We start from the raw sequence: 23379 nt of genomic DNA, 5'->3' as shown, positions 1-23379 counted from the left end.
GCTTGCGGTGCTCGCGTTGGAGCTGATGATGCTCACCGAGCAGCACGGCTCGCCCGTCAGCGGCGGTGGTGCACTGCTCGCGCAGTGGGCAGCCCCGGCAAGCAGCGCCGAAGGTCACGGTTCCCTTGGCCGACGGTGCCCGGGTGACACCGGCCGGGCAGGTCAGCGTGCCGGCCGTAGGGTCATAGGTGAAGTCGTCGATGGTGAAGCCGCCGGCGACCGCGGGCCGCAGCGGCCACGGCTTGACCAGTGGGATCCACTTCTTCTCGTCCAGGGTGTGGAGCATGTCGCCGCTGGCGTAGGCCGAGTCGCCCAGAACCTCGATGGCGTCTTCGCCGATGGTGAGATCGGCGGCCACGAGCTCGGCCCCTACGTTCGCGTCGGAGTTGGCTGGCCCGTTGGTCCTGGTCAGCGCGCACACCGTGGTCAGCCCGGTGTCAGGCTCGACCACGACATGAGCCTTGAATCCGTCCTGGCGCCGTTCCCGCGTCTTGTGCGCGTGCCGGGTGTCGGGGTCCACGGTCGAGATCACCCGGTCCGGTGCGGTCTTGCGGGCGATGCGCCAGCGGCCGTCGGTGCCGTCGGAGTCCTCGGCCGGCTCGACGTCTTGGCCTGCGACCAGGGCCAGCAGTGCGACCGCCTCGGCCGGCTTGCCGCCCGTCTTGGTGATCTGTTGGACATCCAGCGCGGCGAGCAGAGCGAGTGCGTCGCCCACGAGTGCGGACACCAGCTCGTCGCGCGCGGCCTGGTCGTCCCAGGCGATCGGCGGCTTTCCGGTCGAGTGGTAGTCCTGCCCGGTCAGCGCGACCAGTCGGGTGCATTCGGTAGCGATCAACTCCTTGGCGTCGGGCACCTCACGCCCGACCCGGCGGATCTGGGCGATCAGCTGGGTGACGGTGTCCTGACGAGCGACCGCGTCATCAAGGATCGTGGAGTCCAGCGCGCGGCGCTGCTTGCCGGCCACCGCGCCAGTTTCGGCGATGACGTCGCGGACCACCTCGAAGATCCGCTGTGGCCGGTCGCTGGCCGCCAGCCGGCGCCGCCAGTAGGTCAACGTCGAGGGGTCGAAGCCCTTCGCGTCGATCGCGTACCCGCACGCCGCCTTCCACCGCAGGTCGAAAGTGAGCGCATCGACCGCTTCGCGGTCGGAGTGCCCGTACAACGCCTGCAGCACGATCACCGAGGCGATCACCTCGCCCGGAATCGAAGGCCGGCCCCGCCCCGAGGGGAACAGGTCGGCGAACAACTCGCTCGGGAACAACCGGTCGCGATGCTCGGCCAGCAGCGCGAACACGCTGCCCGGCTCCAACAGGTGCCCGGCCACCGCCTCCACGTCCAGCAACGCCCGCTGCCGATCCGACTCACCCTGCATGACTCCAAGATTTCAGGCCACGCCGATCACCGCACCACGCCGCGCGGATTGTTCAGCAGTCTCCTAGGCAGCACCGCTGGGTCGGGTCAGACGCCGAGACCCAGCAGGCCCAGCGGCTCGGTCATCTCGGTCTCCTCGTAGGCGAAGTGCGACTCGAGGTCGGCCCGCAGCCCGGCGACGGCCTCGACCAGCTCGTCGACCCGCGCGGGGTCGGTGCGCACGGCGAGCGCCAGGTCGTCGACACGCTCGAGGTGGGCGTGCACGACGAGGTGCTCCTCGGCCAGCCGCGCCGCGACGGGTGCGTAGGCCTCCATCGTGGCGACCGCGGGGAACAGGTTCTGGTCCTCGATCGTGTGGTGCATCGTCAGGAAGCGGCACACCTGTCCGCACAGCCCGGCCACCTGCTGCGCCGACAGCGCCGGCGCGAGGTCGTGCACCCCCGCCCGTACGGCGTCGACGTCACCCGCGCCGTCCCGCAGCGACTCCACCGCCCGGGTCAGGGTCTCGAGCTGGTGGCGGAAGTGGTCGTGGATCATCCGCAGGTGGTCGCCGGCCCCGCGTTGCTGCGGTGTCAGCTCGACCGAGCCCGCCACACGCGGTCGGGTGGCGTCATCGATGGGCGGCACGGACCAGAGCCTACGGTCGCACCGCGCGACCGGGTGCGTGCCGGCTGCCCGGCGGAGTGCGGATTTGGCTGGTCGTGAGGTCCGGGACACCCTCGAGGGGAGAGGTCTCCAGGACACGTCCCACCGAGAACGGAGCGTCATCACATGCCTGCACGCCGCGTGCTCGCAGGCAGCGCCCTCGCGCTGCTCATGCCCGCGTCCCTGCTCCTGACCGTCGACACCGGCTCCGCTGCCGGTCCCTCCGCACGGCAGGAGTCCGCCCCGACGGCACGGCCGGCCCGGTCCCGGGCCACGATCCGGGTCCTGCCCCAGATCGTCCACCAGGGCCGCCGCACCGCCCGTGCCGACGCGGCCCGGGTGGCCATCGAGGCCACGGTCAAGCCACGCCGGGCCGGCCGCCCGGTGCGGCTCCAGGTCAAGCGCGGCTCCCGGTGGAAGAACGTCGGGAAGGCGCGGCTCGACCGTCGTGGCCGCGCCGAGTTCTCCGCCCGGGCCGTACGCCGCGGGAGCGCGCAGACCTACCGGGTCACGGCGCGCCGCCACCGCGGCCTGCCTCGCGCCGTCAGCCGACCGCGGAGCACCGCGCGCTGGCTGGCCCCGCTCTACACCGACAACTTCTCGGGTCGCTCGCTGCGCCCCGAGTGGAGCCACCGCGGGCAGCGCTACGAGCGGGCCAGCAAGCGGTTGTGCTCCAAGGGCAGCCCGAAGGCGGTCAAGGTGTCCGGCGGCAAGGTGCGCCTCAGCGTGATCAAGGATCGGAGCCGCTCGGACAAGTGCCGGGCCGTCAAGCGGGGGAAGTCCTCCGGGCGCTACGCCTACCGCCTCAACGGCCACATCTCGACGCAGAACCGCGTGTCCTTCAAGTACGGCTTCGCGGCCGCCCGGGTCCGGATGCACCAGCGCCGCGGCCAGCACAGCAGCTTCTGGCTCCAGCCCCAGGTCTCCCGGCCGGGCAAGCCCCGCACGGCCGGCGCCGAGATCGACGTGATCGAGTATTTCGGCGACAAGCACCCCCGGGGCGGGCTGACCAGCTTCATCCACTGGAAGCGTCGCAACCACGTCGTCAAGACCGGTTCCTGGCTCAAGCGGCCGCGGAGCTTCCTGGCGGGCCGGCGTGACGGCTGGTCGAAGAACTACCACGTGTTCTCGGTCGAGTGGACGCCGAAGAGGTACATCTTCCGCATCGACGGCAAGGAGACCTGGCGCACCCGCAAGGGCGTCTCCGGCCAGCCGCAGTACCCCATCCTGAGCCTGCTCGCCTCGGACTACGAGCTGTCCTACATGAAGGACAAGCAGCTGCCGCAGCACATGTCCGTCGACTGGTTGCGCATCTGGCAGGCGTGACACGGGGCGCCCACGCAACAAGAAACCGCAGGTCAGAAGTCTGACCTGCGGTTTCTTGATCTGCGCGCCTGTAGGGATTCGAACCCCAAACCTTCTGATCCGTAGTCAGATGCTCTATCCGTTGAGCTACAGGCGCCCGTCCGTGCAACCGGAGCGGCTGCGAGGACTGGTCGAGAATAGCCGACGTACTCCGGACGAGCGAAATCAGGGACCGGTGGTGGCGCGGGACGTTCACCGCGCAGTCGGGACTTCCGACCCCCGTCGCGCGCCCGGACCGTGCCCTAAGGTGCCTAGCACCCGCACCGCGGCGAGGCACCGCCGCACGACGAGAGGTGAGCGCGATGGCAGATCTCGAGGCAGTCATGGACGAAGCCGGACTGACCAACACCAAGGTCCGCGAGTTCGTGAAGGAGTACGCCGAGCTCACCGGCGCCGAGCGCGTCGAGGTGGTCAACGCCTCCGACGACGCCCGGCTCCTCGAGGAGGCGGTCGCTGCCGGCGAGCTGCAGATGGCCGGCGAGGGTCGCTACTACTCCCGCAGCTACTACAAGGACACCGCGCGCTCGGAGGAGCGCACGATCGTCGCGACCAATGACGAGAAGGACCGCGGCGTCTACAACAACTGGCGTCCCGCCTCGGAGATGAAGCCGATGCTGCACGACCGGATGCGCGGTGCGTCCGAGGGGAAGACGATGTACGTCATCCCCTACCTGATGGCCCCCGCCGGCAACCCGCTCGAGCCGTGGGCGGCCGGCGTCGAGCTGACCGACACCCGCACCGTCGTGCTCCACATGATCCGCATGGCCCGCGTCGGCGTGCAGTTCGTCAACGACCTCGAGGACCCCGACTCCTTCGTCCGCGCCGTCCACGTCACCGGTGACCTCGAGCACCTCGGCCAGGGCACCCCCGACGACCAGCGCTACTTCGTGACCGTCGCCGACGAGCGCACCATCCTCCACTTCGGGTCGTCCTACGGCGGCAACGCGCTGCTCGGCAAGATCGCCCACGGCCTGCGGCAGGGGGCGTACGACGGCTGGGCGAGCCGGAAGTTCCTCGCCGAGCAGTACATGCTCATCGGCATCCACGACAAGGAGACCGGGAAGACCTGGCACGTCTGCGGGGGCTTCCCGAGCGCGTCGGGGAAGACCAACCTCGCGATGATGGCGGCCCCCGATGCGCTGGGCGACCGCTACCACGTGTCGTTCTACGGCGACGACATCGCGTGGCTGTGGGTCGACGAGGAGTCCGGCCGGCTGATGGGCATGAACCCGGAGTACGGCGTGTTCGGCGTCGCGAAGGACACCAACGAGAGGACCAACCCCAACGCTCTCTCCTCCATCGGCGAGGGCTCGCAGGCGATCTTCACCAACGTGGCCTACAACCCGTCGACGGGCGAGGTGTGGTGGGAGGGCAAGACGCCCAAGCCGCCGACCGACGTGCGCGGGTGGCTCGACTGGACGGGCTCGCCGCTGGCCGACCGCAAGGACAACGACACCGCGGCCTGGGCCCACCCCAACAGCCGCTTCACCACCACGCTCGACAACGTGCCCAACATCGCGCCCGACTACGACGCCCCGGCCGGGGTGCCGATCGACGCCATCATCTTCGGCGGCCGCACCAGCGACCGCGAGCCGCTGATCCGGGCGATCACCGACCTCGCCGAGGGCGTCTACGACGGCCTCACGCTGGGAGCCGAGGCCACCTTCGCCGCGGAGGGCGTCGACGGCCAGCTGCGCTACGACCCGATGTCCAACCGCCCGTTCATGGCCTACGGCGAGGGCGACTACGCCCGCCACTACCTCGACATCGTCGGGGCGGCGGCCGAGCAGCCCATCTTCGCCCACGTCAACTGGTTCCAGAAGGACCCGGACGACGGCCACTTCCTCTGGCCCGGCTACCGCGACAACCTCCGCCCGCTGCTGTGGCTCCTGCAGCTCAAGAACGGCGAGGTCGAGGGGCGGCGCACGGCGGTGGGCATCCTGCCGACCGAGGAGGAGCTCGACCTGTCGGGGATGGACGTGCCGGCCGCCGACCTCGAGCGGATCCTGACGATCGACAAGGAGCGCTGGCAGCAGGAGATGGGCTTCCGGGAGGAGCACCTGGGCCAGTTCGACCGGATGCCCGAGGAGATCTGGGAGGCGCACCGCCGCGTCGTCGCGGATCTCGAAGCCGAGCACTGACGCCTCGCGACGTCGCCCCCGCCACTAGGGTGGTGGGGTGCGACGTCGTGTCTCGGGGACCGGCGCACCCGGGTCCTCACCCTCCGACCTCAGACGAGGCGGCCCTGCCCTCGCCGCCCCTTTCGGCGTCGTGGCGGCCCTCGGTCTGTGCACTGTGCTGCTCCCGCCCTACGAGCGGCCGTGGTGGGTGGCGGCCCTCGCCGCCCTCCTGCTGGTGCTGGTCGTCGTGCTGTTCGTCGTCAGCCGTCGCCGGCCGGAGCGCACCTGGCTCGACGCGCTCCCCGCCTTCCTGCTCTTCCCCTACGCCGCGCTGGTGAACGACGCGGCCGGGGCGGGCAGCGGCGGCTCGTCGTCGGGCATGACGGTCCTGTTCCTGGTCCCGATCCTCTGGATCGCGATCACGGGCAGCCCACGCGAGCTCTGGATCGCCAGCGGGCTGGCCGTGGCCACCCTCGTGGTGCCGGTGCTGGTGATCGGGGCTCCCGACTACGCGCTCGGCGACTGGCGGCGTGCCGTGATGTGGGGGGCGATCGCGCTCGTGCTCGCCCCCGTCCTGCAGCGGATCGTGCGCGACCTCGAGCGACAGACCCGGCGCGCCCGGCTGGCCAGCGACCGGGTCGAGCGGCTCTTCGACGACGCCCCGCACGGCGTGGCGCTCCTCGACCAGGTCGGCACCGTGATCCGGGTCAACGTGTCGATGGCCGTGCTGGTGGGCCTCGACCCGCCCGACATGGTGGGGCACAAGCTGGGCGCCTTCGAGACGCCCGGGCAGGACCGGATCCAGGACCACCTCGGCCGGCTGATGTTCCTGCGTGGCGGTGAGTCCCTCGAGGCGGAGTGCCAGCTGCGCGACTCGGGCGGCAACGACGTCAACGTCGCGCTCAGCAGCACCGTCGTGGCCGATCCGCAGATGGGCAAGATCGTGATGGTCAACGTCGTCGACATCTCCGACCGGCGCCGCTACCTCGACCGTCTCGCGCACCTCGCGGACCACGACATCCTCACCGGGCTGGCCAACCGCCGTCGCTTCGAGAGCGAGCTCGACCGGCACCTGGACCGGTGCCGGCGCCACGGTCCCACCGGAGCCCTGCTGCTGCTCGACCTCGACAACTTCAAGCAGGTCAACGACACGCTCGGGCACAACGCCGGCGACCAGCTCCTCGTCACGATCGCCGGGCTGCTGCGTCGTTCGATCCGCAGCACCGACGTGGTGGCCCGCCTCGGAGGGGACGAGTTCGCCATCCTGCTCACCGACTGCGAGCAGGCCGACGCCGAGCGCGTGGCGGGCCTCGTCGTCGACCGGATCGCGACCCACGCCGCGACCCTCGACGGCGTGGCGCGCCGGGTCACCGCCAGTGTCGGAGCGGTCACGTTCCGCGCCGCCTCGGAGCACGCCGCCGACGTGCTCGCGCTCGCGGACATGACGATGTACGACGCCAAGGACGCCGGCCGCAACCAGGCGGTCGTCCTGTTCGAGGGCGACGAGCGCGGGCCCCGCACCGCCGCCCGGCTGCAGTGGCAGAGCCGCATCGAGGCCGCGCTCGCCGAGAACCGGTTCGAGCTCCACCTGCAGCCGATCATGGACATCAACAGCGGCCGGATCAGCTCCGCCGAGGTGCTGCTGCGGCTGCGGGACGAGGGCGAGCTGGTCCCCCCGTCGCGATTCGTCTACATCGCCGAGCGCGTGGGCCTCATGCCCCAGGTCGACGCCTGGGTGGTCGACAAGAGCCTCGAGCTGCTGGCCCGGATGCGCCGCGACCACGACCCGGCGTTCGAGTTCGAGGTCAACCTGTCGGGCCACTCCATCGGCAACCCCGTCATCGAGGACGCGATCGTCTCCTCGCTCGAGAAGCACGGCGTCGCGCCGTCCGCGCTGATCCTCGAGATCACCGAGACCGCTGCGGTCGCCGACGTCGCGCTGGCGCGGACCTTCGCCGAGCGGATGACCGAGCTCGGCTGCGCCTTCGCGCTCGACGACTTCGGCGCCGGGTTCGGCTCGTTCTACTACCTCAAGCACCTGATCTTCGACTACGTGAAGATCGACGGGGAGTTCGTGGCCCGGGTGCACGAGTCGGCGGTCGACCGGACGATCATGCGCTCGATCGTCGGCATCGCCCGCGACCTGGGCAAGCGCACCGTGGCCGAGTTCGTCTCGGAGCCGGAGATCCTCCAGGTGTGCCGCGACGAGGGCGTCGACTTCGCCCAGGGCTACCTCATCGGCAAGCCCGTGCCCTTCGACGAGTTCGTCCGCGACTTCGTGCCGTCCGCAGTCGCCGCGGCGCCGCACGACTGAACGCCGCCGGCGCGGCGCGCCCGGCAGGCAGAGGAGGAGATTCCGTAGATGCAGTGGCTTCAACGGTCGGTGGGCCTGGCCATCATCGGCTCGGCAGCACTGGGAGCGGGTGCCCTGTGGGTGGCCGTCGCCATGGGCGACCCGGAGGCGGGCCGTGCGCCCGACGAAGGGCTGCTGTTCGGCATCTGGCGGGTGTTCTACGACACCGAGATGCCCGCCCCCCGGGTGCTGCTGGCGGCCGTGGGCGTCGCCCTGCTCCTCGCGGCCGGCGTCGCCGGGGTCGAGCGACGACTCCTCACCCGGGCCCGCCGCAGCGAGGACGGCAACCGGATGCCCCTCGCCCCCAAGCTGGTGATGACCGAGACCCGCGGGGAGTACGCCGGCCCGGTGACGATCACGGTCCTCATCCCGGCGCACAACGAGGAGGGCTGCATCTCCGAGACCCTCGCGTCGCTGCAGTCGCAGTCCGTGCCGCCGGCCCGGATCGTGGTCGTCGCCGACAACTGCACCGACGGGACGGTCCGTCTCGCCCGGGAGGCCGGCGTCGACGTCCACGAGACCGTCGGCAACACCCACAAGAAGGCCGGCGGCCTCAACCAGGCGCTCGCGCAGGTCCTCCCCGGCCAGGGTGACAACGACTGCGTGATGATCATGGACGCCGACACCACGCTGGACGCCGGCTTCCTCGAGGGTGCGACCCGCCGGCTGACGGACGACCGGGCGCTGATGGCGGTCGGCGGGCTGTTCTACGGCGAGGACGGCTTCGGGCTGATCGGCCAGTTCCAGCGCAACGAGTACACCCGCTACCAGCGCGACCTGCGCCGCCGCCGCGGCCGGGTGTTCGTGCTGACCGGCACCGCGTCGGTGTTCCGGCCGCGGGCGCTGCGCGCGGTGGCCGAGGAGCGGGGCAAGATCCTGCCCGGCGTCCCCGGCGACGTCTACGACACGGTCGCCCTGACCGAGGACAACGAGCTGACGATCGCGCTCAAGACGCTGGGCGCCCTGATGATCTCGCCCAGCGAGTGCACCGTGGTGACCGAGGTGATGCCCAACTGGCGCGGCCTCTGGGCCCAGCGGCTGCGCTGGCAGCGCGGTGCGCTGGAGAACCTCGGCGCCTACGGCGTACGCCCCCAGACGTTCCGCTACTGGATGCAGCAGCTCGGCATCGGCTACGGCGTCATCGCGCTCGGCGCCTACCTGCTCCTCATCATCCTGATGGTCCTGGCCACCTCGAACTGGGTGTGGTTCCCGTTCTGGATCGGCATCGGCCTGGTCTTCACCGTCGAGCGCGTCGTGACCGTGTGGCGGGGCGGTTGGAAGGCTCGCCTGCTGGGGCTCTCGCTGTTCCCCGAGCTCTTCTACGCGATGTTCCTCAACCTGGTCTACCTCAAGGGCATCTGGGACCTCTCCCTGGCCAAGCAGGCGGACTGGAAGCACGTCGTCCAGACGGGCTCCGGCTCACGGGTGGAGACCTGAGATGACGATCCCCCACCTCGTCCCGCAGCTGGTCCCGATGGGCGTGCTGCTGCCCGACAGCATCCTGCGCAACGACTTCATCGCCGTGCTCGCCGCCTTCGTCGCGATCAACACGATCGTCTACGTCACGCTCGCCGTGGCCAAGATCCTGCCGAAGTTCTACCTCCGCGACTGGCTCGCGGCCAGCAACCGCCGCGCGGAGACCCGCAGCATCCATCCCGAAGCGCCGGTCGGCGGACCGACCGGGGGCTCGCTCGGCGACCGCCTCGCCCAGCCGCACCGACGTACGCGGAAGTAGCGAGACCCACGTCACAGGTCTGTGATCGATCCAATATGTGCGCCGATTCACGAGCGTTAACGTCCGCGACAAGTCGCCGACAACGAGGCCGCGCGAACCGACCGCGACGCAAGCTGTGAGGAACCGGCATGACCGCAACGATCGACACCCAGACGACGCCACCGACCACGCACGCAGGCATCCTCGCCTGGGTCACCGAGGTGGCCGAGCTGACCCAGCCCGACGCCGTCCACTGGTGCACCGGCTCCGACGAGGAGTGGGCCCAGCTCACCGCGTCCCTCGAGGCGACCGGCACGTTCACGCGCCTGAACCCCGACGTGATGCCCAACTCGTTCCACGCGGCCTCCGACCCCACCGACGTGGCCCGGGTCGAGGACCGCACCTACATCTGCTCGGTCGACGAGCGTGACGCCGGACCCACCAACAACTGGATGGACCCGGAGGCGATGAAGGACCTCATGCGCGGGCTCTACGCCGGCTGCATGCGGGGTCGCACCATGTACGTCATCCCGTTCGTCATGGGCCACCTCGAGGCCGACCACCCGATGTTCGGCATCGAGGTCACCGACTCGGCCTACGTCACCGTGTCGATGCGGGTCATGGCCCGCATGGGCACCGACGTGCTGCGCCGCATCGAGGAGCTCGAGGCCGCGGGCGACGACCCGAAGTGGGTGCCCGCCCTCCACTCCGTCGGCATGCCGCTCGAGCCCGGCCAGGCCGACGTCGCGTGGCCGTGCAACGACACCAAGTACATCGTCCAGTTCCCCGAGGAGCGGATGATCTGGAGCTTCGGCTCCGGCTACGGCGGCAACGCCCTGCTCGGCAAGAAGTGCTACGCGCTGCGCATCGCCTCGGTGATGGCCCGCGACGAGGGCTGGCTGGCCGAGCACATGCTGATCCTCAAGCTGACGTCCCCGCAGGGCGTGACCAAGTACGTCGCCGCGGCCTTCCCGAGCGCGTGCGGCAAGACCAACCTCGCGATGCTCAAGCCCACCATCCCGGGCTGGACGGTCGAGGCGATCGGTGACGACATCGCCTGGATGCGCATCGGCGAGGACGGTCGCCTGTGGGCGGTCAACCCGGAGTTCGGCTTCTTCGGCGTCGCGCCGGGCACCAACGAGCACACCAACCCGCACGCCATGGAGACCATCCGCAAGGGCAACTCGGTCTTCACCAACGTCGCGCTGACCCCCGACGGCAACGTGTGGTGGGAGGGCCTGGAGAACACCCCGGCCGAGGCCACCAGCTGGAAGGGCGAGCGCTGGACGCCGGAGCTGGCCGAGGAGACCGGCGAGCTGTCCAGCCACGCCAACAGCCGCTACTGCACCCCGATCAAGCAGTGCTCGATCCTCGCCGACGAGTACGACGACCCGCGCGGCGTGCCGATCGACGCGATCCTCTTCGGCGGGCGCCGCAAGACCACCATCCCGCTGGTGACCGAGGCCCGCGACTGGAACCACGGCACGTTCATGGGCGCCACGCTCTCCTCGGAGACCACCGCGGCCGCGGTCGGCGCCGTGGGCGTCGTACGCCGTGACCCGATGGCGATGCTGCCGTTCATCGGCTACAACGCCGGCGACTACTTCGGCCACTGGGTGGGCATCGGCAAGGACAACGACGCCGCCAAGCTGCCGAAGATCTTCTACGTCAACTGGTTCCGCCGGGGCGACGACGGTGGCTTCCTCTGGCCGGGCTTCGGGGAGAACAGCCGGGTCCTCAAGTGGGTCATCGAGCGCATCGACGGCCAGGCCGCGGCCGTGGAGACCCCCATCGGCCACGTGCCGGCGCCGGGCTCGCTCGACATCGACGGCCTCGACCTGACCGAGGACGAGCTCGCCCAGGCCCTCGCGGTCGACGCCGAGGAGTGGAAGGCCGAGCTGCCGCAGATCCAGGAGTGGTTCGAGAAGTTCGGCGACGACCTCCCCGCCGTGCTCTGGAGCGAGCTCGACACGCTCAAGGCGCGCCTCGACGCCTGATGCACGCGCCATCCGTCACCGACCCGTCGCCCGGTCCTCCGGGCGGCGGGTCGGTGCGTTCCCCGTGCGTCCGTCCGGGTGGCGCTTGGGGCTGGTGTGGCACCATCCTCCCCACGGGGATGTCGGTCGAGCGGAGTGAGCCATGCCCTTGGGGCCGGATGAGCGAGTCGTCTTCGAGGAGCAGGCGACCCCGCTCTACGAGGAGATCGTGACGTCCGGCGGCATCAACGCCGCCGACGCGCGCATCGCCAGGGGCGGCGAGCTGCACGCCGCCTTCGCCCTGCTGGTCGACGTCGGCCTGGTGACGAAGAGCGACGACGGGCTCACGTGGGCCGCCGTCGACCCCGCCGCCGTGCAGGCACGGGTGGTCGCACCGCTGGGACAGCAGGGCGCCGAGCTGATCGCCGAGTCCGCCCACTGGGCCAACGCCTTCAACACCGTCTCGCACGCGTGGCGTCGCTCCCCGAGCGCCGTGGGCGGCCCCTTCGCGGAGATCCGCGGGCTCGCCACGATCGGCAACTTCCTCGCCTCCCTGGTCAGCGACGCCGAGGAGGAGCTGCTGACCGCCCAGCCGCAGTACCGCCGGGGCGTCAAGCAGCTCGACGCCGGCGTCGGAGCGCGCGACATCGCCGCGCTCAAGCGGGGCGTCAAGCTGCGCACGCTCTACCAGCACGCCGCCCGGCGCAGCGCGGACACCCGCAAGTACGTCGCCGCGGTGACCGCGGCGGGCGCGGAGGTGCGCACCCTCGACGAGTTCTTCAACCGCCTCATCGTGGTCGACCGCCGCGTCGCCCTCATCCCCGGCCACGAGGGCACCGACGCGGCGATGGTCATCAGCGACAAGTCGATGGTGGGCTACCTCGTCGACATGTTCGAGCGGCACTGGGAGCGGGCCCGACCCTTCACCAGCAGCGAGACGTCGTTGATGCGCGACATCGCCGCCGAGCAGCGGGCGATGACGATCCGGATGCTCCTCGAGGGCCGGGCGGACCCGGCGGGCGCCAAGCGCCTCGGGGTCAGCCCACGCACGTATGCCGCCTACGTGGCCGACCTGAAGAGCGAGTTCGAGGTGGAGACGCGGTTCCAGCTCGGCTACGAGATGGGCAAGCGCGGCATCTCCGGCCGGGAGGCCGACGCCCCGCCGGCCTGACGCGTCGCGGGCGGAGCAACGGGCTGGGAAAAGGGGGAGGGCAGCACCTCCGAGGAGGTGCTGCCCTCTGCCGGGACGGGCCTGTGGGGGAGGCCACCGGACCAGAACTCGTGGGGGGTTGAGGGGTCCGTGTCCCGGCTCTTCATTGCGTGCACATCATGGCACGACTGGCTTCGGTTCAGCGGATGACGGTCCGCCCCCAGCTGGTGTCGACGGCCTGGGCCGGCGCAGCGCCGATGGCGGCGACACCGAATCCGAGGACGGCAACGAGTGCGGCGGCGGCGATACGGCGTACAGGGCTCATGGGGTTTCCACCTCTTGGGTCATGTCACAGGGGATGACGCGTCCATTGTCGCCCACCGTGCGCAGCCACGTCCCGTCCAGTCGACTGCAGGTCTGTGCATTGCAGGTTCCTGCAAATGCAGGCACGGCAGACCGGTCGGCCCCCTCCTGGCAGAGGGGGCCGACGCTGGCGGAGGCGGAGGGATTTGAACCCTCGATGGGGTTTTAGCCCCAAACCCGCTTAGCAGGCGGGCGCCATAGACCGGACTAGGCGACGCCTCCATGCCCGGCCGTGGCCGGGCGCACAGAAGGGTACAAGGCGCAGCGCGCGTGCACCGAATCAGGTCACAGTTTGCGGAGGCCGTGGCCGCGCTGGAGGTGGTCCTGGACGTCGCGCACGAACGCCTCCCGGTCCTCAGCCAGCATCTCGACGGGGATCGTGGTCGTACGCCCGTCGCGCAGGCGCAGCACCACGACCGGCGCCTCGGCGATCGTGGTGGTGACGGCGTCCTCGACGTCCTTCCAGCGCGCGGACGCCGCGCCGACGCCCCGCACCCATTGCACCCGGTAGCCCTCGGGCGTCATCCGCACCAACCAGCCCTTGGTGCGCCACGCCCACCAGCAGGCGACCAGCACTGCCACGGTGAGCAGGACCGGGACCAGCAGGAACACCGTGTGCAGGTCGAGGATCGCGATCGCCAGCGTGCTGGCCAGGATCAGCACGGCGACCGCGCACAGGACCACGCCCAGCAGGCGCGCCGCGACAGCGGGGGCGAGGCGGTGGACGGTGGTGGTCTCGGTCGTCACGCCGAAGATTTCATCACGTGCCGGACGTCCCGCGGCGGTTGGGTAGAGTCCCGCGGTGTGCGGCGCCCCGGCGTCGTACGAGGAGGGGTGCCGGAGCGGCCGATCGGAACCGCCTTGAAAGCGGTCGTAGGGAGACCTACCGCGGGTTCGAATCCCGCCCTCTCCGCTGAGCCCTTCGCGCAGCGAAGGGCTCAGCGAGACATCTTTGACGCGAGGAGCGTGAGCGCAGCGAGCGCTCCGCCGTGACCACCCAGCCGCCGACTACGCTCGCCCGGTGACGACCTGGTTCGAGTCCCCGGACGACGCCGCGGCGCGGTTGCGCGAGACCGGCTACCTCACCGACGACGCCACGGCGCTGACGGCGTACCTCGCCGGTGCGCTGGAGAAGCCGCTGCTCATCGAGGGCCCGGCGGGCGTCGGCAAGACCGAGCTCGCCAAGGCGGTCGCCCGGGCGACGGGGGCGGAGCTGGTGCGGCTGCAGTGCTACGAGGGCCTCGACGAGGCGCGGGCGCTCTACGAGTGGAACTACAAGAAGCAGCTGCTCCGGATCCAGGCGACCGGCACCGACCAGGCCTGGAGCGAGACCCACGACGACATCTTCACCGAGGAGTTCCTCCTGACCCGCCCGCTGCTCGGCGCGATCCGGCGCGACGAGCCGACGGTGCTGCTCGTCGACGAGGTCGACAAGACCGACATCGAGGTCGAGGGGCTGCTGCTCGAGGTGCTCAGCGACTTCCAGGTCACGATCCCCGAGCTGGGCACCGTGACGGCCACCCGACGTCCGTTCGTGGTGCTGACGTCCAACGCCAGCCGTGAGCTGTCCGAGGCGGTCAAGCGCCGTTGCCTGTTCCTGCACCTCGACTACCCCGACGCCGAGCGCGAGCGGGCGATCGTCACGAGCCAGGTGCCGCGGCTCGACGAGAGGGTCGTCGCCCAGCTGGTCGACGTCGTCGTACGCCTGCGCGAGCTCGAGCTCAAGAAGGCCCCCTCGATCGCCGAGTCCGTGGACTGGGCGCGCACGTTGATCGCGCTCCAGGTCGGCGACCTCGACGAGGCCACCGTCGCGCGCACGCTCGGGGTCGTGCTCAAGCACTCATCGGACCAGCAACGTGCGATGAAGGAGCTGAAGCTCCCGCGATGAGCCTGCTCGACACCCACATCGGCTTCGTCGAGGCGCTGCGCTCGGCCGGCCTCTCGGTGTCGCTGGCCGAGGGACTCGATGCGATCAGCGCGCTGGAGAAGGTGCACTGGCACGACCGCGAGACGGTGCGCGCCGCCTACGCCGCCACGCTCGTGAAGCGGCAGCCGCAGCGGGTCACCTTCGACGCCGTCTTCGACATCTGGTTCCCGCGGCTCGTCGGCAGCGGCGTCGCCGGTGACGGGCTCGAGCCGGCGTCGGGCCCGCAGGACACCGGGCCCGACCTCGAGCGCTTCCGCGAGGCGCTGGCCGATGCCCTCGCCTCCGGCGACGGGCAGGCCCAGGACGGTCGGACGTTGCAGGACCTTGCAGTCGAGGCGGTCGCGCGCTTCGGGGCGATGCCCGGGCGCGGACCGGGCCTGTCGAGCTGGTCGGCCTACACCTCGCTCCAGCGGGTGTCACCCGGCGAGCTCCTGGACCGGCTGGTGCAGGGGCTGCTCGGAGAGGGACTCGACGACGAGCACGCACAGCGGGTGGCCGGACGCCGGATCGGTGAGTTCACGCGTCTGGTCGAGGGCGATGCCCGGCGTCGCATCGCCGAGGAGAAGGGGCCCGCGCACGTCGTCGACGTCACCGTCCGGCCCACCATCGACCGGCTCGACTTCACCGCCGCCCGTCGCAGCGACCTCGAGGAGATGCGCCGCGAGATCTACCCCCTCGCCCGCCGGCTCGCCGCCCGGCTCACCAAGGAGCAGCACGCGCGCCGACGGGGCCCTCTCGACGTACGCCGCACCGTGCGCGCGTCGATCGCGACCGGTGGGGTGCCGCTGACCACCCACCACCGCCCGAAGCGTCCGCACCGCACCGACCTGGTCGTGCTCTGCGACGTCAGCGGCTCGGTGGCGAACTTCGCGCAGTTCACCCTGATGCTGGTGTTCGCCCTGCGGGAGGCGTTCAGCGGCGTGCGCGCGTTCACCTTCGTCGACGACGTCGTGGAGGTCAGCGACAGCTTCCGACCGGGGGCCGACGTGGTCGAGGTGATGGACTCGCTCGCCGGACGGATCTCCCAGGCCGCGCTGTGGGGGCGCACCAACTACGGGAGGGCGCTGACGCGGTTCGCCGAGGAGCACCCCGACGCGGTCGGGCCGCGGTCCTCGTTGCTGGTGCTGGGCGACGGCCGGTCCAACTACAGCGACCTCGCGCTGCCGGTGCTCGGCGAGCTCGCCGGCCGGGCGCGCCACGCCTGGTGGCTCAACCCGGAGCACCCCCGCCACTGGGGCACGGGTGACAGCGCGGCCGATCGCTACGGCGAGATCGTCGCGATGGTGGAGTGCCGCAACCTCGCCCAGCTCGGCGAGTTCGTGCACGGCATCGTCTGAGCTCGCGACCTGCTCAGCCCGCGAGGAACCCGAGGTCCTGCAGGCGGTTGATCTCGGCCCGCAGCTCGGGGTGCGCAGCCGTGTCGGCGGCCCGGGCGCCGGCGACGTAGAGCTGGGTGCCCTCGGCCCCGGCCGCGTCGAAGACCACCGTGAGCCGGTTGGCGATCGAGGCGTTGATCAGCGAGCCGAGCAGCACCACCGGGTCGGAGCGGTCCTCCAGCGACAGCACCCGGGTGGCCTCGGGGATCCGCGGCACCTGCGCGGACGGGGCACCCGCGGTGACGACCTGGTCGACCACGAAGCGCGACGAGCGGGCGGTGGCGGCGATCTCGGCGGCGATCGCGCCGCCGGCCGCCGAGCCGACGAGCATCACGCGGGCGTCGTCGTCGGTGACCGCCTTCTCGATCGCGCGCACCACCTGGCCGGCCGACGTGGTCGGGTCGGCGCCGACGAGGCGCAACCGGCCGGTGTCGTGGGTGAGCGAGCCCGGGAGGTAGGCGATGTAACGGCCGGCGCCGACGCGCTGCACGCTGATCCGGCGGTCCTCGGCGAGGAGGTTGGCCATCAGCTCCTCCAGCGAGCGCGGCGGCGTCGCGGTGGTGCTGTCGACCTCCGTCTCCGGCGCCTCGACCTCGACGAACGACCCCGCGGAGTCGCGGAAGGCCGACACTGCGTCGGCCGGGAACGGCTCCACGCCGATCGCCCGCAGCCCTCCGCGCGCCGCGTGGGCGCCCTGGTCGGACGCGAGCGCCCCGGCGGTGAGGAGCGAGCGCATGTGCAGCCCGTCGAGCAGGCCACCGCCACCGGAGAGGTGGTCCATCAGCTCGGGGTTGTTCTCGGCGAGCTCGCTCAGGTAGGCCGTGACGCCGTCGCGGTCGAGCGTGTCGGTCTCGATGAGCCCGGCGCTCACGATCGCGCCGCCGAGCGCGACCTCGGGGGCGAGGTAGCCGATCGCGCGGCCGGCGATGGAGCCGAGCGTCTTGTAGGCGGCCTCCTGCAGCTCGTCGATCCAGCGGTAGGTGAGGACCGTGGCGCGTACGACGAGCGCGTCGGCGTCGAGCTCGACCGAGCGGGTCAGCAGCCCGTTCTTGCCGGTGGTGGCGGCCCGGATGTCCTCCTCGGCCTGCCCCCAGGTCGCCTTGGACAGCTCGCCGGAGTCGACGACGTCGTCGTCGCCCAGGATCTCGCTGCCGAGCCGGGCGCGGGTGCGCATCTCGGTGCCGGAGCTGTCGAACAGGTCGGCCAGCGCCAGCATCTGGTCGTACTTGTCGGCGGCGACCGAGGCGGACGACGCGTCCGGCGGGCCGTCGTGGGTGCGGGGGATGTCGAGACCACTCATGTCGGGATGTCCTCCGGTGCGGTGACCTGGGCCAGCACGGGTGCCAGCTCGGTGGCCAGGTCGTCGGGGTCGACGCGGGTGACCGCGACGCGCGCGCCGTCGTCGTGGCGGGGGGTCAGGGAGTGCCAGCCGTCGCGGAGCAGCACCCACGACACGACGCCGACCGACGTGGTCGCGCGCTCGGACACCTCGGCGGCGAGGATCCGCATGCGACCGCGACCCTCGGTGTGCACGGCCGACACGGCGTCGACGGCCTCGGGACCGCTGATCTCCCGGCCGTCGGCCAGGACGATCCCGTCGGACTGGCCGACGAGGACGGGCACGAGGTCGGACCGGCCCGAGCGCAGCGCCTCCCCGACCGAGTCGGCGAGCGCGTAGGGCACGTCGAGCCGGGCCGGCACGTGGGAGGTGCCGAGCGGCAGGTCCTCGGGCGGGGCGGTGACCCGGGCGAGCTCGGTGGTCCACTGGTCGACGGGGAACCACGCCAGCTCGAAGACGATGCCGTCGCAGGTCGAGAGGCTGGCGACCGCGCCACCGGACTGGCGGTGCCAGGCCTTGACCTGGGTGGTCCCGGCCGCGACGTCGATGTCGAGGGCGAGCCGCGGCGTCGCGAGCAGCCCGACCGCTCCGACGATGCCGGGCTCGGCGCCTGCATCGGTCACCAGTCCGCGGCGGCGCAGGGTGTCCTCCGGGTCGTGGAGCGTGCGGAGGGCCTCGGCGTAGGCGGAGTCCTCGGCCGAGCCCCGGCTCTGCCCCAGCCGCCCGGAGAGCGAGCCCGCGTCGGCGACGTCGTCCCCCCCGTCGGGCAGGTCGAAGGGCAGCGGCGCCCCGCCGGCGAGCTCGGCGACCAGGCGGAGCTCGGGCAGCGTCAGCGCCAGGCGCCGGGCCATCGCGTCGATGAAGCTCGTGGGCGGCGGAGGAGGTGTGGTCAGGTCGATGGTCACCATGTCAGAGCCCCGGGAGCGTGACGGTCAGCCAGTCGCGGTGACCGGCCGGCGGAGGGTCGAAGGCCAGCAGCGCGGCGTCGGTCTCGTCGGGCTCGGGCGGCGCACCGTCCGGCCCCGTGGCGTGGCTGACGCGGGTGCGGGCGTCCTCGACGAGCCCGGTGGCCTTGTGGGCACGTTGGTCGATCGCCTCCTTCAGCGACTCGACCTCCGTGAGGTGGTGGGCGAGCGAGTCGGCGGCGGTCTCGTGGTGGGCGGCGGCGCTGCGCAGGTGGGCAGCCCGCTCCTTGACCCGCTCGCGCATCGCGTCGGCGGCCTTGCCGCGCCAGGGCACGGCTTCGGCCTGGGAGACGAGGCGGGCGGCCAGCGCCCGGATGTCGCCGCCCTGCTCCCGGAGCTGCGCGACGCGCTTGCGGCCCGCGGCGGTGTCGCCGTACATCGATCACTCCCTCTCTCGTCCGGGGACGCCTACCCGGTCGGGCGGATCGCCAAACGTCCCCTCCCGGCACGCGATTGTGCCGCAGGCGACCTCCGCGGCGCACCGGGCGGACCGTCCGTCCCCCACGACGCGGCCGCCGCGCCCCCGGACGGCCGATAGGATCCAGTGGCCCCGCAACCCGAAGCGCCGCCCAGAGGTGTGCATGACGTTCGACGTCCACCAGCTCGACGAGTTCGTGCTGGTCGGTGCGGTCGTGACGCTGGCGGCGATCCTCGCGGTGCGGGTCTCGGCGCGCGCCGGGCTGCCGTCGCTGCTCATCTACCTCTTCATCGGCGTGCTGCTCGGGGAGGGAGGGCCCTTCGGCATCCCGTTCGACGACGCCCAGCTCGCCCACGCGCTGGGCTTCGGTGCCCTGGCGGTCATCCTCGCCGAAGGTGGTCTGACCACCGACTGGCGGCAGATGCGCTCGAGCGTCGCCCTCGGGCTCTCGTTGGCGACGATCGGAGTGGCCGTGTCGGTGGCGCTCGTCGCCGTCGGCACCCACTACCTCCTCGGGCTGCCGTGGGAGCTGGCGATCCTGCTGGGCGCCATCTGCTCGCCCACCGACGCGGCGGCGGTGTTCTCGGTCCTGCGGGCGCTGCCGCTGCCCAAGCGCCTCACCGGCGCGCTGGAGGCGGAGTCGGGGCTCAACGACGCACCAGTGGTGGTGCTCGTGGGGATCATCTCCACCGGCGCCGTGGGCGAGTCCGGGCTGCTGCGGACCAGCGGCCTCATCGTCTTCGAGCTGATCGCCGGCGGCATGATCGGGGTGGCGATCGGCTTCGCGGGGGCGTGGATCATGCGCCGGGCGGCGCTGCCGTCCTCGGGCCTCTACCCGCTCGCGGTGCTGTGCCTCGCGTTCACGGCGTACGGCGCCGCCTCGGCCGTGCACGCCTCCGGGTTCGCCGCGATCTACGTCGCCGCGCTCATCCTCGGCAACAGCGAGCTGCCGCACCGGGTCGCGACCCGCTCCTTCTCCGAGGGCGTCGCGTGGCTGGCCCAGATCGGGCTGTTCGTGATGCTCGGGCTGCTCCTCTCGCCCGCGCGGATCGACCTCGACACCGTCGTGCAGGCTCTGGCGACCGGTCTCGTCCTCACCCTCGTGGCCCGACCGCTGTCGGTCCTGGTGAGCAGCATCGTGCAGCCGATGGGCCCGCGCGACCTGGCGTTCCTGTCGTGGGCCGGCCTGCGCGGTGCGGTGCCGATCGTGCTCGCCACGATCCCGCTGGCCGAGGGGGTGACGGGCGCCGAGGACCTGTTCGACATCGTCTTCGTGATGGTCGTCGTCTACACCCTGCTGACCGGCCCCACCCTGCCCTGGGTGGCCCGGATGCTCGGCGTCGCGCGCCGTTCGGAGCCGCGCGGCCTCGACGTGGAGGCCGCGCCCCTCGACCGGGTCGCCGCCGACCTCCTGCAGGTGACCATCGCACCCACGTCGAAGATGCACGGCGTCGAGGTCGGCGAGCTGCGGCTGCCGCCGGGAGCCTCGGTCTCCCTGGTCATCCGGTCCGGCGAGGTGCTCGTGCCCGAACGACGTACGGTCCTGCGCCACGGCGACGACCTGCTCGTCGTCACGCCGCGCAAGCTGCGCGACGCCACCGAGTCGCGCATGCGCCAGGTCTCCGACAACGGCCGGCTCGCCCAGTGGGTCGGCGACCCGTCGCGCCGCCCCAAGGACTGAAGAACCGCGGCGGAGGTCAGGCGGCCGGGCTGCCCGGTTCAGGCCCGCGGGGTCACTCCGAGCCGGTGGCCCGGCACCAGGTCGCGTCGGCCTGGGCGACCACCGACTCGACCTGCTTCTTCTTCAGCGACTGGAACTTCTCGCCCACCACGACGACGACGCCCGGTCCGAGGGCGTCCCCCTGGACGACCTTCGCGCGCTTGAACTGCCGCTTCACGAGGACCACTGCCGGGTTCGTCGGGTCGGAGGACCAGATCTGGGTGGTGGCCGCCGGCTGCGGGGAGTCGCCGACCGTGCCCTCGACGAAGCCGCGCTCGGTGAGCTGGGCGCTCGTGGCACCGGCAAGCCCGCTGCGCTTGCTGCCGTTGAAGACGCTCACCACCACCTGGTCGCGGCGCACCTCGGACCCGGCGGACACCGTCGCGTCCTCGCAGATCGCGACCGGCTCGTCCTCGGGGAACGGCTCGGTGAAGGCGGCCCAGCCCCACACCGCGGCGACCACCAGTAGCACCGCGAGGACGGTCAGGGTGAGCGCCGACTTGGCCGCCCCGCTCATTGATCGGCCGCCTGGTGCACGCGCGCATGCAGCACGCTGCGTTGCTGGAGAGCGGCGCGGAGGGCGCGGTGCAGGCCGTCCTCGAGGTAGAGGTCGCCCTTCCACTGCACGACGTGGGCGAACAGGTCGCCGTAGAACGTCGAGTCCTCGTCGAGGAGCGTGTCGAGCCGCAAGGTGTCCTTGGTGGTCACCAGCTCGTCGAGCCGCACCTGGCGCGGGGGCAGGTCGGCCCAGCCGCGCGAGTCGAGCCCGTGGTCGGGGTAGGGCCGGCCGTCGCCCACCCGCTTGAAGATCACGGCGGTGATCATAACGACGCCGCCCCGAGGGACCTCGTCGTCGCCTCCCTGCGTGGCTAGGCTCGCCGGCATGAGCGAGACCCCTGAGGCCCAGCCGGCGGCGGCGACCGACCCGATCACCGACCCGATCTCGGACCCGATCACCGACCCGATCTCGGCGGCGGTCGCGCCCGGCTACCGGTTCGAGGGCGAGGCCCTCGAGCTCGGCGGCCTGATGCTGGACGCGGAGAACCTCAGCGACGTACGCATCCGCATCCCGCTCGCGATGCTCAACCGTCACGGCCTCGTCGCCGGCGCCACCGGCACGGGCAAGACGAAGACCCTCCAGCTGCTCGCCGAGCAGCTCAGCGCCCACGGGGTGCCGGTGTTCGCCGCCGACATCAAGGGCGACCTCTCCGGCATCAGCGCCCCGGGCGAGCCCAGCGACAAGCTCACCGCTCGCACGTCGAGCGTCGGCCAGGAGTGGGTGGCGACCGGCTTCCCGACCGAGTTCTACGCGATCGGCGGCCAGGGTGTCGGCGTACCCGTCCGCGTCACGATGAGCGCGTTCGGTCCCACCCTGCTCGCGAAGGTGCTGGGCCTGAACGAGACGCAGGAGTCCTCGCTCGGCCTGGTCTTCTACTACTGCGACAAGCAGGGGCTGCCGCTGCTCGACCTGGCCGACCTGCGGGCGGTCCTGCAGTACCTCACCGGAGACGCAGCCGGGAAGGCCGAGCTCAAGACCATCGGCGGCCTCTCGCCCCAGACGGCCGGCGTCATCCTGCGCGAGCTCGTCGCCTTCGAGGCGCAGGGCGCCGACGTCTTCTTCGGGGAGCCGGAGTTCGAGACCAAGGAGTTCCTGCGCACCGCCGAGGACGGACGCGGCATCGTCAGCCTGCTCGAGCTGCCGAACCTCCAGGACCGGCCGGCGCTCTTCTCGACGTTCCTCATGTGGCTGCTCGCCGACCTCTTCCACGACCTGCCGGAGGAGGGGGACCTCGACAAGCCCAAGCTGGTCTTCTTCTTCGACGAGGCGCACCTGCTGTTCAACGACGCCTCCGACGCCTTCCTGGACCAGATCGCCCAGACCGTTCGACTGATCCGGTCGAAGGGCGTCGGTGTCTTCTTCGTGACGCAGTCGCCCACCGACGTGCCCGACGAGGTGCTCGGCCAGCTCGGCTCCCGCGTCCAGCACCAGCTGCGCGCCCACACGCCCAACGACGCCAAGGCGCTCAAGGCGACCGTCAACACCTACCCCAACAGCGCCTACGACGACCTCGGCGAGGTCATCACGTCGCTGGGCATCGGCGAGGCCGTGGTCACGGTCATGAACGAGCGCGGCGCCCCGACGCCCGTCGCGTGGACGCGCCTCCGGGCGCCGGAGTCGCTCATGGACCCCGCCCCCACCGCGGACATGGAGGCGGCGGTCGCGGCGTCGCCCCTCACCGCGAAGTACGCCGAGGCGATCGACCGCGAGTCCGCCCGCGAGGTGCTCGCCAAGAAGCTCGAGGAGGGCGCCCGCAAGGCCGCGGAGGACGCCCGGGTCAAGGAGATGGAGCGCGAGCAGAAGAACGCGCGGGTCACCGAGAAGTCGCAGTCGTCCTCCCGGCGGTCCACGCCGAAGGAGGAGGACAGCATGATGGAGAGCGTCGTGAAGTCACGGGCGTTCAAGGACTTCATGAGCACCGCCGCCCGCGAGATCGCCCGCGGGATGTTCAAGAGCGGCCGCCGCTGACCCGTCGTCCGAGCGGTGTCGTACGACGCCCGCGGAGCGGTGGGTGACGC

Annotated in this window: 20 protein-coding genes and 3 tRNA genes; 12 read left to right on the top strand and 11 right to left on the bottom strand. The window is 71.5% G+C overall.

Translation table 11 applies throughout. The features are described from left to right. Positions 1-1372: IS1182 family transposase (locus tag Q1B24_RS17490; protein WP_299931292.1), on the bottom strand; the 1372-nt coding region annotated here is incomplete at its 3' end. Positions 1373-1458: 86 nt separating this feature from the next. Beyond that, complete coding sequence (locus tag Q1B24_RS17485; RefSeq protein ID WP_299931291.1) at positions 1459-1998, bottom strand: hemerythrin domain-containing protein; 540 nt, start codon at positions 1996-1998, stop codon at positions 1459-1461. Positions 1999-2142: 144 nt separating this feature from the next. Here Q1B24_RS17485 and Q1B24_RS17480 point away from each other — a divergent pair, with 144 nt between their 5' ends. After that, a complete protein-coding gene (locus Q1B24_RS17480) occupies positions 2143-3342 on the top strand; it encodes a glycoside hydrolase family 16 protein (protein ID WP_299931290.1) in 1200 nt (399 codons plus the stop codon). Positions 3343-3405: 63 nt separating this feature from the next. Here the strand turns inward: Q1B24_RS17480 and Q1B24_RS17475 are convergent. Continuing rightward, positions 3406-3478 (bottom strand) — tRNA-Arg (locus Q1B24_RS17475). A 205-nt stretch (positions 3479-3683) separates the two neighbouring features. Here Q1B24_RS17475 and Q1B24_RS17470 point away from each other — a divergent pair. From Q1B24_RS17470 to Q1B24_RS17445, 6 genes are all read left to right on the top strand, one after another. Beyond that, entirely contained in the window at positions 3684-5522 is a 1839-nt protein-coding gene (locus Q1B24_RS17470; protein WP_299931289.1) for a phosphoenolpyruvate carboxykinase (GTP), read from the top strand. A gap of 130 nt (positions 5523-5652) precedes the next feature. Beyond that, on the top strand, positions 5653-7815 hold the full coding sequence (locus Q1B24_RS17465; protein ID WP_299931288.1) for an EAL domain-containing protein: 2163 nt from the start codon (positions 5653-5655) through the stop codon (positions 7813-7815). A gap of 48 nt (positions 7816-7863) precedes the next feature. Continuing rightward, the gene (locus Q1B24_RS17460; RefSeq protein ID WP_299931287.1) at positions 7864-9291 is read left to right on the top strand and encodes a glycosyltransferase family 2 protein; all 1428 of its coding nucleotides are present in this window, start codon (positions 7864-7866) and stop codon (positions 9289-9291) included. A 1-nt stretch (position 9292) separates the two neighbouring features. Beyond that, entirely contained in the window at positions 9293-9589 is a 297-nt protein-coding gene (locus tag Q1B24_RS17455; RefSeq protein ID WP_299931286.1) for a hypothetical protein, read from the top strand. 128 nt (positions 9590-9717) lie between these two features. Beyond that, complete coding sequence (locus Q1B24_RS17450; RefSeq protein ID WP_299931285.1) at positions 9718-11565, top strand: phosphoenolpyruvate carboxykinase (GTP); 1848 nt, start codon at positions 9718-9720, stop codon at positions 11563-11565. A gap of 142 nt (positions 11566-11707) precedes the next feature. Then, entirely contained in the window at positions 11708-12715 is a 1008-nt protein-coding gene (locus Q1B24_RS17445; protein ID WP_299931284.1) for a LuxR family transcriptional regulator, read from the top strand. A gap of 178 nt (positions 12716-12893) precedes the next feature. Here the strand turns inward: Q1B24_RS17445 and Q1B24_RS17440 are convergent, their stop codons facing one another. The 3 genes from Q1B24_RS17440 to Q1B24_RS17430 form a co-directional block, all read right to left on the bottom strand. Then, the gene (locus tag Q1B24_RS17440) at positions 12894-13019 is read right to left on the bottom strand and encodes a hypothetical protein (RefSeq protein WP_299931283.1); all 126 of its coding nucleotides are present in this window, start codon (positions 13017-13019) and stop codon (positions 12894-12896) included. Between the two features lie 166 nt (positions 13020-13185). Continuing rightward, a tRNA-Ser gene (locus tag Q1B24_RS17435) sits at positions 13186-13279 on the bottom strand. 63 nt (positions 13280-13342) lie between these two features. Then, entirely contained in the window at positions 13343-13804 is a 462-nt protein-coding gene (locus Q1B24_RS17430) for a hypothetical protein (protein ID WP_299931282.1), read from the bottom strand. Between the two features lie 81 nt (positions 13805-13885). Here Q1B24_RS17430 and Q1B24_RS17425 point away from each other — a divergent pair. The 3 genes from Q1B24_RS17425 to Q1B24_RS17415 all read left to right on the top strand — a co-directional run bounded on the left by Q1B24_RS17425 (position 13886) and on the right by Q1B24_RS17415 (position 16321). Continuing rightward, positions 13886-13970, top strand: a tRNA-Ser gene (locus tag Q1B24_RS17425). Between the two features lie 108 nt (positions 13971-14078). Further along, positions 14079-14945 carry a MoxR family ATPase gene (locus Q1B24_RS17420; protein WP_299931281.1) on the top strand — a complete coding sequence of 289 codons (867 nt, stop codon included), beginning with the start codon at positions 14079-14081 and terminating at the stop codon, positions 14943-14945. Further along, complete coding sequence (locus Q1B24_RS17415) at positions 14942-16321, top strand: VWA domain-containing protein (RefSeq protein ID WP_299931280.1); 1380 nt, start codon at positions 14942-14944, stop codon at positions 16319-16321. Before Q1B24_RS17420 ends, Q1B24_RS17415 begins: the two co-directional genes overlap by 4 nt. 13 nt (positions 16322-16334) lie before the next feature. Here the strand turns inward: Q1B24_RS17415 and Q1B24_RS17410 are convergent, their stop codons facing one another. The 3 genes from Q1B24_RS17410 to Q1B24_RS17400 are packed head-to-tail and all read right to left on the bottom strand — an operon-like array spanning position 16335 to position 19043. Beyond that, entirely contained in the window at positions 16335-17660 is a 1326-nt protein-coding gene (locus Q1B24_RS17410; protein ID WP_299931279.1) for a hypothetical protein, read from the bottom strand. After that, complete coding sequence (locus Q1B24_RS17405) at positions 17657-18607, bottom strand: hypothetical protein (protein ID WP_299931278.1); 951 nt, start codon at positions 18605-18607, stop codon at positions 17657-17659. The genes Q1B24_RS17410 and Q1B24_RS17405 overlap by 4 nt, the downstream gene beginning before the upstream one ends. 1 nt (position 18608) lies before the next feature. Beyond that, positions 18609-19043, bottom strand: a complete 435-nt coding sequence (locus Q1B24_RS17400; RefSeq protein WP_299931277.1) for a hypothetical protein — start codon at positions 19041-19043, stop codon at positions 18609-18611. Between the two features lie 202 nt (positions 19044-19245). On the opposite strand from Q1B24_RS17400, the gene Q1B24_RS17395 reads away from it, so the two are divergent. Further along, on the top strand, positions 19246-20763 hold the full coding sequence (locus Q1B24_RS17395; RefSeq protein WP_299931276.1) for a potassium/proton antiporter: 1518 nt from the start codon (positions 19246-19248) through the stop codon (positions 20761-20763). A gap of 52 nt (positions 20764-20815) precedes the next feature. Here Q1B24_RS17395 and Q1B24_RS17390 read toward each other — a convergent pair whose 3' ends face one another. Both Q1B24_RS17390 and Q1B24_RS17385 read right to left on the bottom strand, forming a co-directional pair. Continuing rightward, positions 20816-21319 (bottom strand): LytR C-terminal domain-containing protein, encoded by a 504-nt coding sequence (locus Q1B24_RS17390; protein ID WP_299931275.1) that lies wholly within the window; start codon positions 21317-21319, stop codon positions 20816-20818. Beyond that, positions 21316-21615: a type II toxin-antitoxin system VapB family antitoxin gene (locus tag Q1B24_RS17385; RefSeq protein ID WP_299931274.1), complete on the bottom strand. Its 300-nt coding sequence runs from the start codon at positions 21613-21615 to the stop codon at positions 21316-21318. The genes Q1B24_RS17390 and Q1B24_RS17385 overlap by 4 nt, the downstream gene beginning before the upstream one ends. Positions 21616-21685: 70 nt before the next feature. Between Q1B24_RS17385 and Q1B24_RS17380 the strand changes: the two genes are divergently transcribed. Beyond that, positions 21686-23329, top strand: a complete 1644-nt coding sequence (locus tag Q1B24_RS17380) for a helicase HerA-like domain-containing protein (RefSeq protein ID WP_299931273.1) — start codon at positions 21686-21688, stop codon at positions 23327-23329. Positions 23330-23379 lie beyond the last annotated feature (50 nt).

Origin of the sequence: uncultured Nocardioides sp. (genome assembly GCF_947488025.1) — a bacterium.
Classification (GTDB): domain Bacteria; phylum Actinomycetota; class Actinomycetes; order Propionibacteriales; family Nocardioidaceae; genus Nocardioides.
This window is presented reverse-complemented; position numbering and strand designations above follow the sequence as displayed.